We start from the raw sequence: 15,399 nt of genomic DNA, 5'->3' as shown, positions 1-15,399 counted from the left end.
CGTCGACGCGAACCGTAGCCGCGCCGACCGTCATAACGTCACCTGCTTGCATCGACTTGCCTCCCTTTAGAGGTCGAAGCATGCGCCTCGGCCTTGGCCACCTTGCGCTTGACCGCGATGAAACTGTCGGGACTTACTGATATCGAGTCGATGCCACAGGCCACCAAAAACTCCGCGAACTCGGGGTGATCGCTCGGCGCCTGTCCGCAAAGGCCGACCTTTGTCCGGGAACCCTGAGCGGCCTTTATGACCCTTTCGATCATCCATTTGACGGCGTCGTCCTGCTCGTCGAAGAGCTCGGCGAGGTCTCCGGAATCGCGATCGACCCCAAGTGTGAGCTGGGTCAGGTCATTGCTACCTATCGAGAAGCCGTCGAAACGACTGGCGAAAGCGCTGGCCAAAATGGCATTGGACGGGATCTCGCACATTACATAGATTTCAAGCCCATCCTCGCCGCGTCGAAGACCGTTTTGCGCCATGACTGCGAGTACCCGGTCAGCTTCGGTAACACTGCGGCAGAATGGGATCATGACAATCACGTTGGTCAAGCCCACTTCTTTGCGCAATCTGGAGATCGCTCGACACTCCAACGCAAAACCTTCACAATAGCGGGGCGAATATTACCGCGACGCTCCGCGGAACCCAATCATCGGGTTTTCCTCATCGGGCTCGAACACGGACCCTCCGATGAGATTGGCATATTCGTTCGTCTTGAAATCGCTCATCCGCACGATCACCGGCCCGGGATGGTATACCGCCGCAATGCGCGCTAGACCGTACGTCAACCGATCGACAAAGTACTCCGTCCTGTCAGAATAGTTAGCTGTTAACTTGTCGATCGTTCGCTTCGCGTCGACGTCTTGCAGTAAATCATAGCGGACCAACGCCATTGGGTGGACCTTGATGTGGTTTGCTATCACAAACTCCATGCGCGCCAGTCCCACCCCATCCACGGGCAGACGCCACCAACGAAAGGCTGCCGCGGGATTTGCGAGATTGAGCATCACTTTTGTGCGGGTCTCGGGAACGTCCGATACGTCGACAGTCTCGGCCTCGTAGTCGGCGATGCCCTCGTAGACAAAGCCTTCATCGCCCTCGGCACAGGACACCGTCACATCTTGCTCGTCGTGCAGCAAGCTCGTCGCATCGCCTGCGCCAACGATCGCGGGTAGTCCTAGTTCGCGGCTGACGATTGCTGCGTGGGAGGTGCGGCCGCCCTGATCCGTGACGATCGCTGCAGCCTGCTTCATGATTGGGACCCAATCGGGGTCCGTTGATCTCGTCACCAGAATGGCACCAGCTTTGAAGCGGTCGATGTCGCGAGAATCTTCGATGAGGCAGACCCTCCCCGTGACCACCGCTTCCCCAATGCTAAGCCCGGAAACGAGCTTTCTGCCCTTCGATTTGATACTGTAAGAAACGGCTACCGCTGTCTGTTTTTGGGCCTGAACGGTCTCGGGCCGAGCTTGCAGGATGAACAACTCTCCACTGTCACCGTCCCTCGCCCATTCGATATCCATCGGCGATCCGTAGTGACTTTCAATGATACAAGCCCACCGCGCGAGCGCTATGATCTCGTCGTTGTCCAGCACATAGGCGGCACGCTCGGCCTTGGAGGTGGGCACCGTGCGGGTCGGCTGCCCTCCTTCCTCCGCATAGATTAACTTGCGAACCTTGCTTCCCAGCTTCTTTTCGAGAATCGGACTGACTCGGGGATCAGCAAGCAGTGGCTTGAACACTTGGTATTCGTCAGGATTGACCGTGCCCTGAACAACGGTTTCGCCAAGGCCCCAGGCAGCATCGATCAGCACGACTTTGTCGAAGCCCGTCTCAGTGTCGATCGAGAACATTACGCCGGCGCTGCCGCGATCGGCGCGCACCATCGCTTGGATGCCGATCGACAGCGCAATCTTCAGGTGATCGAATCCCTTTGCCTGGCGATAGATGATCGCACGGTCGGTAAACAGAGAAGCGAGGCAGCGACGGCATGCGTCGAGCAGCATGTCCTCCCCACGGACGTTGAGATAACTTTCTTGCTGTCCTGCGAAGCTTGCTTCGGGCAGATCTTCGGCCGTCGCGCTTGATCGCACGGCAACATCGATGTCAGCCCGGTTCACTCGTCCACCAAGTTCTCGATAGGCGGCGCTTATTTCCGAGGCGATTTCCTGTGGCCACTCGGCGCGTAGAAACCCTCGGCGGATCCGGGATCCGGTTTCCGCTAATGTCGCCTTTCCCGAGGCCAGTTCGTCCAGCGCTCCGGAGATCGTCTGCTCGAGATTGTTCGCCTCGACGAACCGCCAATAGGCATCCGCCGTCGTCGCGAAACCAGGTGGCACTCGAATACCATGGTCTGCCAGATGCCGCACCAATTCGCTGAGCGAGCTATTCTTGCCCCCGACGAGTGATGTGGTCGCGCAATCCGGGTCGTCGAACCAAACCACGAATACTGGCAGTCCCTTCATCCCTATCTCCATCGATCGGGGGCACCCCCGAGGAGGCGAAGTCGATCGCCTCGCATGACGCGATTTGTGGCGTCGTGCTGACGATCTTTCCCGGCATCTCACGACCGCCCCACACTTTTGTGATGGAGGAGTCCATGCTCTCCACACATATTCGCCCACACTTCAACCGGCGTGCTTCTTTGCCAAACCTGCTGACCGGGGCATGTGACCAATACTAAAGAAACATATAGCGGCGCCGGGTATTCGGTCATGACATGGGTCAATGAGACATATCCCATGGCAGACGGCTATCGATGACGGGTCATGATGGCCCTGATCGAGCGATCGCCGAGGCGCATTACGCCGCCGAGCATCGCGCGCTCCGCAGGCTCCAGAATGCCTGCTGTCTCCGCCTCAGCGATCAGTGCCCGTATTTCCTCGTCGGACACGCGCTCTTCGTCTTGAGCTCAATGGCCCAGGGTGCGGAGCAAAATGCGCCCGGAATAATCCAGAACAACAACGATCGGGTAAGTGACCGTCGCCAGCATTGTCATGGCGGGCGCAACAGTTGAGGCAATCTTCTCCGGATTGCGCAGTGCAATCTGCTTTGGGACAAGTTCGCCGATGATCAGTGATGCGTAAGTTAGGGGGGCAACGACGGACCCCACTCCCGTGATTTCCGAGATTCCTGCAGGGATGCCCTGGAACCGCAACCATTCACCGAGACGCATGCCGAGAGTTGCACCCGAAATGGCTCCCGACAGCACTCCGACGAGCGTTATACCGATCTGGACTGTGGACAGAAATTTACCGGGATCGGACGCTAGGTTGAGAACCTATACAAATATCTGATTTTGCTTGATTCTCTGTGCCTGATTCGGGTTTCTAGGATGGAGGATCGGCATGGCGTCATTGTTCTGGCTTTCCGACGCGGCCTGGGCTGCAATTGAGCCGCATCTGCCGCATGGCAAGCCCGGCAAGCCGCGCGTTGATGATCGACGGGTTATCTCGGGTAACCGAGCAGACGTTCTACCGGTGGCGAAAGCAATATGGCGGTATGGGAACCGACCAACTTCGGGAACTCAAACGGCTTCAAAAAGAGAACGAGCGTCTGCGCAAGGCAGTGTCTGATCTGACGCTGGACAAGCTGATCCTGACCGAGGCTGCACGGGGAAACTACTGAGCCCCTCGCGTCGGCGTACCTGCATCGACCATGTCCGCACTCGACTAGCGGTGTCGGAGCGGCGGGCCTGTCAGGTTCTCGGCCAGCACCGATCCACGCAACGGCACCGTCCGAAGGGGCGTGCCGACGAGGAACGACTGGTGGCCGACATGATCGAACTGGCCCGGCAATATGGACGCTACGGCTATCGTCGGATTGCGGCCTTGCTAAGAGACGCTGGCTGGCAGATCAGCGACGGGCGCGTCGAGCGGCTGTGGCGACGCGAGGGGCTGAAGGTGCCGATGAAACAATCGAAGAAGGGGAGGCTCTGGCTGAACGAGAGGTCCTGTGTCCGGCTGCAGCCCCAATATCGCAACCATGTCTGGAGCTACGACTTCGTTCACTGTCGGACCGATGACGGCAAGGCCTTCCGCACCCTGAACATCCTCGACGAGTTCAGCCGGGAATGCCTGACGATCCGGGTCCGGCGGAAGTTGAACTCGACCGATGTCATAGACGCGCTCACCGACCTCTTCATCGTCCGCGGGCCACCGGCCTGCATCAGTTCCGACAACGGCCCGGAGTTCGTCGCTCAGGCCGTCCGGGACTGGATCGCAGCGGTCGGTACGAAGACCGCCTACATCGAACCCGGATCACCCTGGGAAAACGGTTATTGTGAGAGCTTCAACGCCAGGCTCCGGGATGAACTGCTCGACGGCGAGATCTTTTATTCGCACCAGGAGGCCCAGATCATCATCGAAAGCTGGCGCCGGCATTACAATACCAAGCGACCGCACAGCGCCCTTGGCTACCGACCGCCGGCCCCGGAAACCCTCATCCCGGTAGCAACCAGGCCGGTCATGCACTAACAATCAAACTGGACCAGTCAGATCGGGCTGCTCACAAGCCCCGCGGCTTTCGGGCAAAGCTTGAACCACTTTGCGGTCGAAGGCGAGAGACACCTGTTTCTCACTTTCCCGACGGATTGCCTCGCAGAGCCCCATGATGGCCTCGCGTGCCTCGCGTGGCGCTGACCGGCTCAAATTGTCCATGGCGCGGAGAAGCCGCGCGATCACGTCCACTTCGGTGATTCCATGCCGCGCAATGGCCGCGAATGCGTCACAGGCCAAGTCGCCCAGGGTATTGATCTCGGTCACGACACGCAGCTGCCGCTTCTCGTCGAAACGCATTGGAGACGGGATCTCACGGTCGGCCAATCGACCGAATACCTCGCCGAGTCGATCTATGCAGTAGAGCGCCGTGGTCGGGTCGTTGATGCCGGACGACAAGGACCGTTGCGCTAGCTCAACGATGCGTCGGATTGAGAATTCGAGATCCTGCTCGGGCGTGCGATCCAGGCCCACGACAAGCGCGCCCCCAAGGTCATTGGCGATCTCGTCCGATACGCGGTCGCGCGGGTAAGCCGTGAGCATGGCATCACCTTTGCTCACGAAACGACCGGGGCGCGCCTCGATTCTCACGACAAGATCATGCTCACTGGCAATCCGCATCAGCGCCTCCACGCCGATACGCTGCACGTAGCCGCTCCCATCCGCGTGAATTTGTCGGGCGCCCCCTTCGAAGTCGCTCGGGATTGTATGCTCGGCCGTCGCGCCCTTATCTTGCGACGGATCTTGGCCCATCCGCTCCGGATAGAGCCGATCGACGGCGGATCGCGTTTCGGCCGCAAGATTGGCCAGCAGCGTCTCGATTCGAATTGAAGTGGCGATATGATGGATGAAATAGATCAGAACCGCGACGCTCGCGATCGCAAGAATCACACCAAATGCGACGGATAGATGCGGTACGAAGCTGAAATTCTCCATGCCCCGAACCGTGCGCAGCACGAGCAGACAATAGAGGAAGGTAGCGATAAATGTGCCGAGCACGATCTGATTGCTGCGATCGCGCATGAAATTGCGGAGGACCCGGGGGCCGAACTGGGAGGAGGCAAGCTGTAAGGTGAGCATAGTGATGGAAAAGATGAGGCTTGCCACCGTGATCATCGAACTCGCGATGACCGACAGAATCGCCCGCGCACCCTCAGGTCCGAAAGTGTAGAGCAAGTTGAATTCCGGAACCACGTCGACGCTGAGCCAGGCATCGACCTGCACCAGCACGAACGACAGCGCGACCGCAATCCCCGACATCGCGGCTGGCAAGAACCAGAAACTGGCGTGCAGGCGGTCCCACAAGCTTGAAAGCCGCGTGGCTGAGAGGAACGTAGGCATAAGAGGCTCCCTCAATGAAATCCGGATTGCCTCACCGATGCGCAATGGGCGCGTCTCGCGCCGTTGCTGCGGGGCGGCTGCAAGGGCAAGCGTGGGCCGCGCATGAACAACCGCCTGTTCATGGATGCGCTGTTGTGGATGGCCCGGTCAGGCGCCCCGTGGCGCGACCTGCCGGAGCGGTTCGGCGATTACCGGACAGTGAAGCGGCGCTATTATGCGGTCCGTAGGACAGAATACCACGGCTTTAGCTGTGGATGAATGAGCAATCCGGCTGCGACTGAAGCAAGGAACGCCGCAAGGAACAGCCGGTCGGCCCGAAGGGCCGTACCGGAAAAGAACCCCGGCTTTAGCCGGGGGTATCTATGATCGGGTGGCGCGTGGCGTGTATAGGAGTCTTTTCAAGGCGTTGAGCCATGACGGCGATTTCGAGTGGCTGTGCGTCGATGCCACTGTCGTCTGCGCCCACCAGCACGCCAGTGGCGCGCGGCGGCAAAAAGGGGGCCTGATGCCCAGGGTCTTGGCCGCTCAAAAGGCGGCTTAGGCACCAAGGTGCACGCAGCCACCGACGGCCTCGGCAATCCCGTCAGCCTGATTGCCAGCCCTGGCCATCGTGGCGAGGTGCTGTTCGGCGCGGCACTGATCGAGGGGCTTGCCTGCGGTGCCGTCATCGCCGACCGGGCAGGAGCCTGCCCTCGGGCCGCCTAAAGCGGACCCGGGGGATGCCGAGCACTTTCACGACACTATCCTCGACGCCGGCGCCGTCCCTGTCATCCCGCCACGCCACAAACGTCGCAGACCGCATCCCTGTGATTAGAACCTCTACAAGGAGCGCAACCAGACCCAGCGTTTCTTCAATAGGCTCAAACACTTCCGCCGTATCGCAACGCGCTATGACAAGCTGCTCGCCAACTTCATGGGATTCGTCACCCTCGGAGCAATTCACTTGCTCCTCAGGTGAAAACCCTAAATCCTCACCACGACCTAGGATGCGGACCTGTCCGATGAGGCCGTCGAGTTCGCAATTGGCCCTGATTGGTCGTTCCAAGCCGGCGCCCCAGCGCAACGGTGGCCTGCGCGTTCAAATCGACGCATAGGCCCACGACGATGGTTCGCCGCCGTTTCGGCGAGAACTTGGCTAGACGCCGTCGGCTCCCTTCTTCAGTCATCGAACAGTCGCGGTGCGGGCCTCTGCGAAAGAGACCAGTCGCCGCTCGTTTTCGTCCCAGAGCGCGAGCCGGATACCCTTCAGGCTTTGGAGCAAAGTAAGCCGGCCGATATGCCGGAGCTCCGGCCGGTCTCGCAGCACTTCGGGCAGGCGGTAGTACGGAATCCGGCTTGATAGGTGGTGCACGTGATGCACCCCGATGTTGGCGGTGAACCACCGCAGCACGGGCGGCAAGTCATAGTGCGAGCTGCCGTGCAGCGCCGCGTCGTGGAAGTTCCAGTCCGGATCGTGCTCCCAGAGCGTGTCTTCAAACTGGTGTTGAATGTAGAACAGCCAGACGCCGAGAGAAGCTGCGAGAAGCGTTATCGGCAGTTGCACGAGCAGGAACGGCACCACGCCGATAAGCCAGATAACCGCAGCGAATAGGAACGCGATCGCCAGGTTCGTCATCATTGCGCTCACCCAAGACTGCCAGTCACTGCGCATGAGGTCCGTCGGGAGCCGATGGCGCAAGATGAACAGATAGGCCGGTCCCACGCCGAACATCACGATCGGATGGCGGTAGAGGCGGTAGAGGAGTTGGCGCAATCGTGTCCGCGCCCGAAACTGTGCCACGGTCAGCGTGTTGATGCTGCCGATATCGCGGCGATCGAGATTGCCGGAGCTCGCATGATGCTGGGCATGGGAATGCCGCCAGGAATCATAAGGCGTCAGTGTCAGGACGCCGATAGCGCGTCCGACCCAGTCATTGGTGGACCGCCGGCGGAAGAAGGATCCGTGGCCGCAATCGTGCTGAATCATGAAGAGGCGGACCAGGAAGCCCGCAGCCGGCAGAGCGAGGAGCAGTCCTAACCAATAGCCGGCGTCCAACGCTGCCCACATCAGGACCCAGAGCAGCACGAACGGCACCGCTGTGATTCCCAATTCGAACAAACTGCGCGCCCTGTCCGCGTCGCGATATGCGGCAAGGTCCCCCATCAAACGACGGGCATCTGGCTTCGCTTCAGATTGTTCATGCATGCATGATTTTTCCTGATTAGATGCGGCGGTCAAATGATGAAGACCGGCAAGGTCGCCGGGCCCCAGATTCTGCGACGTTCGGCACGCTGGAAAAGCCGACCAATGGCCAGTAAATCTAACAAGATGTCGCAGAACCGTCTGTACGATATTGGACACCCCCTCCGGCGGGTATGGGTTGAGGCTCCCAGCGGGCACGCCCGGAGCCTCTCGTTCGGACATCGCGGGGCCGGACGACACTCGGCGCCCGAACGGTCTCAAACGGCCGCCTCCGTGCCGCTATTTGAATTCGCAGAGGTTGCCTGAAGGGAGCGCCTTATGACGACCAAATCTCAATTGAAGTTCGATGCAAACGCCTTGCTCTCGAAGCTCGATGGCGGCCGCAGCACCGCCGAGTTCCGAAAGGATCAGATCGTGTTCTCGCAAGGGGAAGCTGCTGACGCCGCTTTCTTCGTTCAACGGGGAAGAGTGAGGATCAGCGTGCTTTCCGAGCAGGGCAAGGAAGCCATCGTGGCGATGCTCGGCGAAAACGAATTCTTCGGCGAAGGGTGTCTTGCAGGACAGCCTCAGCGCATTTCAACGGCAACGGCTGAGACAGATTCACTCATTGTAAGGCTCAAGAAGGAAGCCCTTGTCAGTCTGATCCATGAGGATCCGGAATTCTCCGAGTTGTTCATTGTCCATCTGCTCAGTCGCGCCGTACGCACCGAAGCCGACCTTGTTGATCAGCTCTTCAATTCAAGCGAGAAGCGTCTCGCCCGAACACTGCTGCTTCTGGCGAATTTCGGCCAGGAGGGCAAACCGCAGCCGATGATCGCGAAGATCAGCCAGGAGGCCTTGGCCCAGATGGTCGGAACGACGCGGGCTCGGGTGAGCTTCTTCATGAACAAATTCCGAAGACTGGGCTTCATTTCCTACAACGGCGGGATTGAGGTGCACAGTTCGCTGCTGAATGTGGTCTTGCACGATAAGCCGCACATCGAACGTTGACCCGCCCGGCGGAAAACCGCGTGCTGGATGATGGCGGGACCGCAGGCTCACCGGAGCGCAATCCGCCCTCTGGAGGTCAATACGACCAGAATCGCGAGGCCGATGACAGCGGAAATCGTGGATCCACCCAGGATACCGAGCTTGGCCGCGTCGAGCGTGCCGGGAGAGTAGGCCAGGCCCGCGATGAACAGCGACATGGTAAAGCCGATTCCGGTCAGGAAAGCACCGGCGGCCAGGAACGACCAACTCAGGCTGGTTGCCCGAATGGCAAGGCCAAGGCGCATAGCGAGCCAACTGAATGCCAAAACGCCGATCGGCTTGCCGAGCACCAGACCTGCAAAGATGGCCACGGAGACCTGCTGTCCGATGTCGGCACCGGAAATTGCCACGCCGGCATTGGCCAGTGCGAAGATCGGCATGATCACGAATCCCGCCCAAGGATGGAGCATCAATTCCAGCCGCTCCACAGGGGAAAGCGATTCAGTCACCGCTCTTCCGGCTCGGCGAAGATCGCTTCGGTCCGGGCCATGCCCCTCTACCTCTTCTTGCGTCGGTTGCGCCAATACGCGCCCGAGAATACTGCGCAGGCGTTCGTCGCTGACCCAGATCCGCGTCGGCGTCATCAAGCCGAGCACGACACCAGCCACCGTGGCGTGAATGCCTGAGGCGTCGAAGCACAACCAGACCGCCGCACCGAAGAAAAAATAGACGGGAACACTCCGAATACCCAGACGAGCCAGCCCCGCAACTGCGGCAACGACCAGTGTCCCGAGCGCGAGCGCAAGCCAGTTCAACGCCTCGCCGTAGCCGACGGCCACGACCAGGATCGCTCCCACGTCATCGAAGATCGCCAAGGACAGCAGGAAAAGGCGCAGGCTTGGTGGAATGCGGGAACCGAAAAGCGCCAGGCATCCGATGACAAAAGCCGTGTCTGTGGCCATCACCGTGCCCCAGCCGTGCACGCCGGTCTGTCCGACCATGAGCACAAGATAGAGAGCGACCGGAACCACCATGCCACCGAGCGCTCCGGCGAACGGCAGCGCGGCGGTCCGCAGATTTCGCAGCTCGCCGAGCACGAGCTCCCTTTTTAGCTCCAGTGCGACGACGAAGAAGAAGAAGGTCATCAAGCCGTCATTGATCCAGTGCTGCAGTGAGCGTGTGAAATCCAACGGCCCGAAATGAAGGCCGATCGGTATTTCCCAAAACGCCAGGAAAGAGCTTGACCATGAAGAGTTCGCCAGGCCCAACGCAGCAAGGGCAGCGACGAGCAGCAGGATGCCGGAGGCAGCTTCAATCCTCAGGAAGCGTCCGAATGGCTTGGAAAAGCGGTCGGCGATTTCACGGGGGAGGCCCTGGCTGTCTTCAGGCATGGTGCGGACAAATCCCCTTCCTCATCCCGTATGCTGGTGGGAGCTCATTATGTGGGCTCGTTATCGGCAGGCGTATCGTGACAAAGTCTGCTTGGACGTCCCCATCTTACAGGCCCCGACCAAGACTTAGAAATCGGGGCCATGGGAAGCGGATGGCTGCGGGCGTCGGCCGAATTTCGGCAAGGACAGCGATCCGGAGCCAGTGATCGCGAAGATCAGCCAGGAGACCCTCGCCCAGATGATCGGCACGACACGCGCCCGCGTCAGCTTTTTCATGAACAGGTTCCGCAAGCTCGGCTTTATTTCCTACAACGGCGGAATCGAGGTCCACCCCTCGTTGCTGAATGCAGTCCTGCACGATCAGCCGTACATAGAGCGCTGAAGCCCTGTCGTTTCGTCCGATGATCAATTCTGTACAGCCATCGCCTCGCTGCAGGGCGTAAGTTAATCAATCCGGATCGTTCGATAGAACCCCGGATTCTTGCAAATCGGCCATAGCCCCTCGATCGCCGCCACATCGGGCCGGCAAACGCAATTTCTTCGTTCGATGGCGACCTTGAAAGGAATTCACCATGCCCAATTTCAAGTGGATGCCGGCAGTTGCGGCCGGAATGCTCGCATTGGCGATAGCGTCTCCCACGTCATTGGCTGCCGGCGAGAGCAGCTGGTGGGATCGCATGGGCCGGATGATGGGGGGCGGGCCGCCAATAGGCGAATGGGCTGAGGGCCCGATGATGGGTCGTCATGGAACGGTTGGCATGAGTGGACCTATGATGGGCCTTGGCGTCGACATGATGCTCGAGCGCGTCGACGGCCGGCTCGCTTACCTCAAGACCGAACTGAAAATTACCGACGACCAAGAATCAGCTTGGGATGAATTCTCCGCGACCATACGCAGCACCGCCGAGAGGCACAATGACACGATGCGCTCGATGATGGAGGAGTATTCCTCCGGCGAATTCCTGAGGGAGTCATTGCCCGATCGGCTGGCCCTGCAGGAAACGCATCTGGAAGCTCGCCTCGAACAAGTGCGTGCAGTTCATTCTTCGGCCGACAAGCTCTTCGCGGTCTTGACCGACGAGCAGAAAGAAATCGCCGACGAGATCGTGCTGCCGACAATAGGAATGGGCGTGGGCCGGCCGCGCGGTTTTGGCCAGCAGGATAACTAGGTGGTGTTGACGAAGTGCCGGAACCAGAGCCGGATCGAGGCGAGATGGATGAAGCCGAGATAGATTTCGGCGGTCTTGTCGTAGCGGGTCGCGAGGCGGCGTAAGCAGCGCAGCTTGTTGAAGCACCGCTCGATACGGTTTCTCAGCGCATAGACGAAGTCGTCGATCTGGACAGGATTGTTGCGGTTTCTGCGGGCCGGTATCATTGGCACCGCGCCAGCAGCTTCAAGCGATGTGCGGATATGGTCGCTGTCATAGCCCTTGTCGGCGAGGAGAACGCGCGGAGCCGGCCCATGGGCGTTCATTAAGACGTCATAGCCCTTGTAGTCGGAGACTTCTCCGCCGGTGATCTCCGCGGCTATGGGCAGGCCTTCGGCGTTGGTGCGAAGGTGTATCTTGGTCGTGAAGCCACCTTTTGAGCGCTCAAAACCCTGCTTTTGAGTCCCCCTTTATCGCCCGCAGCTTGATGGTGCGCGCGAACGATGGTGGAATCGACCATCGGCAGGCTGTCGGGTACCGCCCCGCTCTCGGCTAGCGCCTCGAGCATCAGCTCCCAGACGCCGGCGAGTGTCCAGCGGCGGAACTGGCGGTAGACCCGCGTCCATGGACCAAAATAGTCGCGAAAGTCACGCCATGGCGCACCGGTGCGTGCGATCCAGAAGATACCGTCCAGCACCCGGCGATGATCTGAAGGCGGCCGGCCTCTCTTGCCACCGGTCGCCACCACGAAGGGTTCAAGTACCCCCATTCCTCGTCCGTCATCAGCCCGCGAACCAAGACCGCCTCCCAAAAGCCAGTCTTGAATCACGCTTCGACCGCGTTGGGAATCAGCTTCGTCGATAGGACTCCAAAAATGCGATGCCCTTCAAATGCGCCGCCCAATGCTGGAACGAGACGCCGCATTGGGTCATGATCGATCCATACATGTATGTGGAGGCTGACATGGCTTACGAATACGCGGCGTATCCGAGCCCGGGCCTTTCGCGTCGCCGTATCGCCGCCTTGCCCGCCGGAGATGCAGCCCTCGCCGGATCAACCCATTGACCCGCCTCATCGTGCGTCACCGCACGACCTACCGCTACCGGCAGCCGACGGCGTTCGGTCCCCACCGGCTGATGCTGCGTCCGAAGGAGAGCCGCACGCTGCGCCTTCACAAGTATGAGCTGGAGGTCTCTCCCGCCGCGGCCGTCAGCTGGGCGCATGACGTGACGGGCAACAGCGTGGCGACGGCGACCTTCCTTGAGCCCGCCGACGCGCTCATCATCGACAGCGTCGCCACACTGACGCTCGATGTCGAGAAATGGCCGGTTTTCGACATTTCCGCCTCGGCGTCGACCTATCCTTTCCTGCTGAGCGAAGACGAGATGACCGATCTGGGCGGTCTGCGCCTGCAAGCCTATCTCGACCCCACCGGAGAGTTGCGCGAATGGGCGCGGGGTTTCGTCGCCCACGAGGGCACGGACACGCTATCGCTGCTGAAAGACATCAGCCAGGGCGTCGCCGCGCAGATCGTTTACGAAGAGCGCGAAGACGAATCCGCGCAGTCAGCCGTCCAGACGCTGGCGCGCGGCAAGGGCTCATGTCGCGATTTCGCGGTGCTGTTCGTCGATGCGGTGCGCGCGCTGGGCTTCGGCGCCCGGATCGTCTCCGGCTATATGTACGACCCGGATCGCAACCTGACCGGCTCGGGCGGCTCGGGCTCGACCCATGCCTGGGCGGAGGTCTACCTACCCGGCGCCGGCTGGATCATGTTCGACCCCACCAATCGCAGCGTGGGTGGTTTCAACCTGATACCGGTCGCCGTCGCGCGTCACATACGCCAGGTCATGCCGGTTTCGGGCAGCTTCATCGGTGATATCGCGGCGTTCGAGGCGCTTGACGTGTGCGTCACGGTCACGCCGGCATAATTTCCTCAATGCCGATTCTCATCAGGGACTTTGTCAACACCACCTAGGGCTTGTTGAGTATCAGGCTTGTGCTATCGGCGTAGCCCGTTTTGCCGATGAGGAGGATGCCCTGGCAGCCCATGCGTGTGTTGAACTCGGTATCTTTGGGATTAGCACCGCGCGTCCCGTTCAGGCAGCCTCAGCCGCACATCGAGCGCAGAACCGCCGTTGGATTCGCCCGATGATCAATTCTGCACAGTCCTCACGTCTGTACAGGCATAAGCTTTTACTGAAGGGTTCGTCCTCCTCAGATCCAAATGCCGTTAAGCGGCGGAAGCCGCCTTGGACGTTTGTCCCAGCCGGGCCCGGCGGGAACGAGTTTGGGCGCCACTTGTGGGAGCACCAAAATGACAACACTGAGTCTGTTCAGGGAGCCGCTCCGGACGACACCGTCTGTGATCGAAAGACAGTGGTCGGTTCCGGAGATCCATCCACGAAGCCAGCAATACCGCATCGAGCGAATGGCAGAGCTGCTTCAGCGCAAGGAAACTCTCCTGCGGGAAGTGCATCACCGTGTCGGCAATAGCTTGCAGATCATCGCGAGCATTCTGGCTCGGGATGCACGCAAAGTGCACTCCGAGGAGACGCGCCTGCATCTGGAGAATGCCCACCGACGCATCCTGGCGGTGGCAACTGTGCAGCAGCAACTCCAGACCTCACGCGAGGGGGGCAGGTCTGAACTCGCACCCTATCTGCGCCAGCTTTGTGAGAATTTAACTGCATCGGTTGTCGGCAACGCCAAGAGGATCGCGATCGATGTCCAGGCCGACGCCGACACGGTCTCATCCGCGGTCGCGACGAACATGGGTCTCATTGTCACCGAGTTGGTCATCAACGCCCTGAAGCATGCCTTCATGGCCGATGCCGGCACCGGCAGGATCACGGTGACCTATCAGGTCGATGGGCACGCCTGGAGGCTAACCGTTTCCGACAACGGTGTCGGCAAGCCCAATATCGATCAGTTCCCGGCCGAGATCAGCCTAGGAACGGGCATCGTCGCGGCGCTAGTCAGGCAACTCGACGCGCGCATAGAGGCATTAACGGGTCCCAACGGTTTCGGAACCTTGATTTCGATTACCGGTCGTTTTGACTGCCTCACCCACTAAACAGAAGGAGAAGAAGTCATGAACAAGGACCGCATTATAGGTTCGGCGAAGGAAGCCAAAGGCAAGCTCAAGGAAGCAGCCGGCAAGGCCGTGGGCGACGCCAAGCTGGAGGCTGAAGGCAAGTCCGACAAGATCGAAGGCAAGGTGCAGAACGCAGTTGGCGGACTGAAAGACGCAATCAAAGGCAAATAGGGTACATGGCCGCGTGTATATTCCCGTCATGAACCGCAAATTCAATGAGAACGGCGGGGTGCCGTCGACGTCGACGCGATGGACCTCCGTTTCCCTGCCGGGCGTATTCCCCCCGTCCCCCGGACGTCCGGCTCAAGGACCCCGGCCGGCCCCCACCGGCCGGGGATTTTTTTTGATAGAGGTCATCCAACCATGAATCGCAATGTGCTCTATCTAGTCATCGGTGTGCTTGCCGTGGCCGCTTCGGTTCTAGGATATCAATTCTACCAGCAGCAGAGTACCACCGGCATACAGATCGACGTGGGCAAGGAAGGCGTTTCGATCGAAACCAAATAGTACTGCAGGTCACTGACGGCGCCGTGCCGCAGCGGCAGAAGTCGGTTCGGAAATCGGCTCGCGTGCAAAGAGGCAAGTTTGGCTCAGTGCGGAAACTGGAGATAGATCATGTCGCTCGGACTCATACTCATCATTATTCTCGTTATTTTCCTGCTGGGTGGCTTTAGCGGCCGCTTCGGCGGCTACGGGTACGGCTTCGGTCACGGTGGCGTCGGCGTCATCGGCGTCATACTGATCATCCTCGTCGTTCTGCTTCTGACGGGGCGGCTTTGAC

At 60.0% G+C, this 15,399-nt stretch carries 11 protein-coding genes and 7 pseudogenes; 12 read left to right on the top strand and 6 right to left on the bottom strand.

From position 1 onward, the window contains the following. Positions 1 to 38: 38 nt before the first annotated feature. Together ppsA and MUB46_RS22755 are read right to left on the bottom strand one after the other, a co-directional pair. A pseudogene (gene ppsA, locus MUB46_RS22760) lies at positions 39 to 2,462 on the bottom strand (phosphoenolpyruvate synthase). Between the two features lie 299 nt (positions 2,463 to 2,761). After that, positions 2,762 to 3,274, bottom strand: a pseudogene (locus MUB46_RS22755) (CNNM domain-containing protein); the annotation flags it as partial. Between the two features lie 70 nt (positions 3,275 to 3,344). Between MUB46_RS22755 and MUB46_RS22750 the strand changes: the two are divergent. Next, a pseudogene (locus MUB46_RS22750) lies at positions 3,345 to 3,455 on the top strand (IS5/IS1182 family transposase); the annotation flags it as partial. Next, positions 3,454 to 4,472: pseudogene (locus MUB46_RS22745) on the top strand (IS3 family transposase); the annotation flags it as partial. The pseudogenes MUB46_RS22750 and MUB46_RS22745, both read left to right, overlap by 2 nt. A gap of 3 nt (positions 4,473 to 4,475) precedes the next feature. Here MUB46_RS22745 and MUB46_RS22740 read toward each other — a convergent pair. Next, positions 4,476 to 5,834 (bottom strand): DUF2254 domain-containing protein, encoded by a 1,359-nt coding sequence (locus tag MUB46_RS22740; RefSeq protein ID WP_261618259.1) that lies wholly within the window; start codon positions 5,832 to 5,834, stop codon positions 4,476 to 4,478. Between the two features lie 66 nt (positions 5,835 to 5,900). On the opposite strand from MUB46_RS22740, the pseudogene MUB46_RS22735 reads away from it, so the two are divergent. Beyond that, a pseudogene (locus MUB46_RS22735) lies at positions 5,901 to 6,054 on the top strand (transposase); the annotation flags it as partial. Between the two features lie 329 nt (positions 6,055 to 6,383). Beyond that, on the top strand, positions 6,384 to 6,539 hold the full coding sequence (locus MUB46_RS22730) for a hypothetical protein (protein ID WP_261618258.1): 156 nt from the start codon (positions 6,384 to 6,386) through the stop codon (positions 6,537 to 6,539). Between the two features lie 457 nt (positions 6,540 to 6,996). On the opposite strand, the gene MUB46_RS22725 is transcribed toward MUB46_RS22730, so the two are convergent. Further along, a complete protein-coding gene (locus tag MUB46_RS22725) occupies positions 6,997 to 8,019 on the bottom strand; it encodes a fatty acid desaturase (RefSeq protein ID WP_261618257.1) in 1,023 nt (340 codons plus the stop codon). Positions 8,020 to 8,334: 315 nt separating this feature from the next. On the opposite strand from MUB46_RS22725, the gene MUB46_RS22720 reads away from it, so the two are divergent. Continuing rightward, entirely contained in the window at positions 8,335 to 9,006 is a 672-nt protein-coding gene (locus MUB46_RS22720; protein WP_261618256.1) for a Crp/Fnr family transcriptional regulator, read from the top strand. Between the two features lie 47 nt (positions 9,007 to 9,053). Here the strand turns inward: MUB46_RS22720 and nhaA are convergent, their stop codons facing one another. Beyond that, the gene (nhaA, locus tag MUB46_RS22715) at positions 9,054 to 10,376 is read right to left on the bottom strand and encodes a Na+/H+ antiporter NhaA (RefSeq protein WP_261618255.1); all 1,323 of its coding nucleotides are present in this window, start codon (positions 10,374 to 10,376) and stop codon (positions 9,054 to 9,056) included. A gap of 172 nt (positions 10,377 to 10,548) precedes the next feature. Here nhaA and MUB46_RS22710 point away from each other — a divergent pair. Continuing rightward, positions 10,549 to 10,758, top strand: a pseudogene (locus tag MUB46_RS22710) (helix-turn-helix domain-containing protein); the annotation flags it as partial. A gap of 190 nt (positions 10,759 to 10,948) precedes the next feature. Further along, positions 10,949 to 11,545 (top strand): Spy/CpxP family protein refolding chaperone, encoded by a 597-nt coding sequence (locus MUB46_RS22705; protein WP_261618254.1) that lies wholly within the window; start codon positions 10,949 to 10,951, stop codon positions 11,543 to 11,545. Here MUB46_RS22705 and MUB46_RS22700 read toward each other — a convergent pair. After that, positions 11,542 to 12,307 (bottom strand): annotated as a pseudogene (locus tag MUB46_RS22700) (IS5 family transposase). The gene MUB46_RS22705 and the pseudogene MUB46_RS22700 overlap by 4 nt on opposite strands. Positions 12,308 to 12,585: 278 nt before the next feature. Here MUB46_RS22700 and MUB46_RS22695 point away from each other — a divergent pair. The 5 genes from MUB46_RS22695 (at position 12,586) to MUB46_RS22675 (ending at position 15,398) form a co-directional block, all read left to right on the top strand. Further along, positions 12,586 to 13,452 (top strand): transglutaminase family protein, encoded by an 867-nt coding sequence (locus MUB46_RS22695; RefSeq protein ID WP_261618253.1) that lies wholly within the window; start codon positions 12,586 to 12,588, stop codon positions 13,450 to 13,452. Between the two features lie 386 nt (positions 13,453 to 13,838). Further along, a complete protein-coding gene (locus MUB46_RS22690) occupies positions 13,839 to 14,597 on the top strand; it encodes a sensor histidine kinase (protein WP_261618252.1) in 759 nt (252 codons plus the stop codon). Between the two features lie 18 nt (positions 14,598 to 14,615). Next, a complete protein-coding gene (locus MUB46_RS22685; protein ID WP_261618251.1) occupies positions 14,616 to 14,789 on the top strand; it encodes a CsbD family protein in 174 nt (57 codons plus the stop codon). A 192-nt stretch (positions 14,790 to 14,981) separates the two neighbouring features. Continuing rightward, entirely contained in the window at positions 14,982 to 15,125 is a 144-nt protein-coding gene (locus MUB46_RS22680; protein ID WP_261618250.1) for a hypothetical protein, read from the top strand. A gap of 108 nt (positions 15,126 to 15,233) precedes the next feature. Continuing rightward, positions 15,234 to 15,398 (top strand): DUF3309 family protein, encoded by a 165-nt coding sequence (locus tag MUB46_RS22675; protein WP_261618249.1) that lies wholly within the window; start codon positions 15,234 to 15,236, stop codon positions 15,396 to 15,398. The last annotated feature ends 1 nt before the right edge of the window (position 15,399 follow it).

Source organism: Microbaculum marinisediminis (genome assembly GCF_025397915.1).
Classification (GTDB): domain Bacteria; phylum Pseudomonadota; class Alphaproteobacteria; order Rhizobiales; family Tepidamorphaceae; genus Microbaculum; species Microbaculum marinisediminis.
The sequence above is the reverse complement of the archived record's forward strand: the minus strand, read 5'-3'. Positions and strand labels throughout refer to the sequence as shown.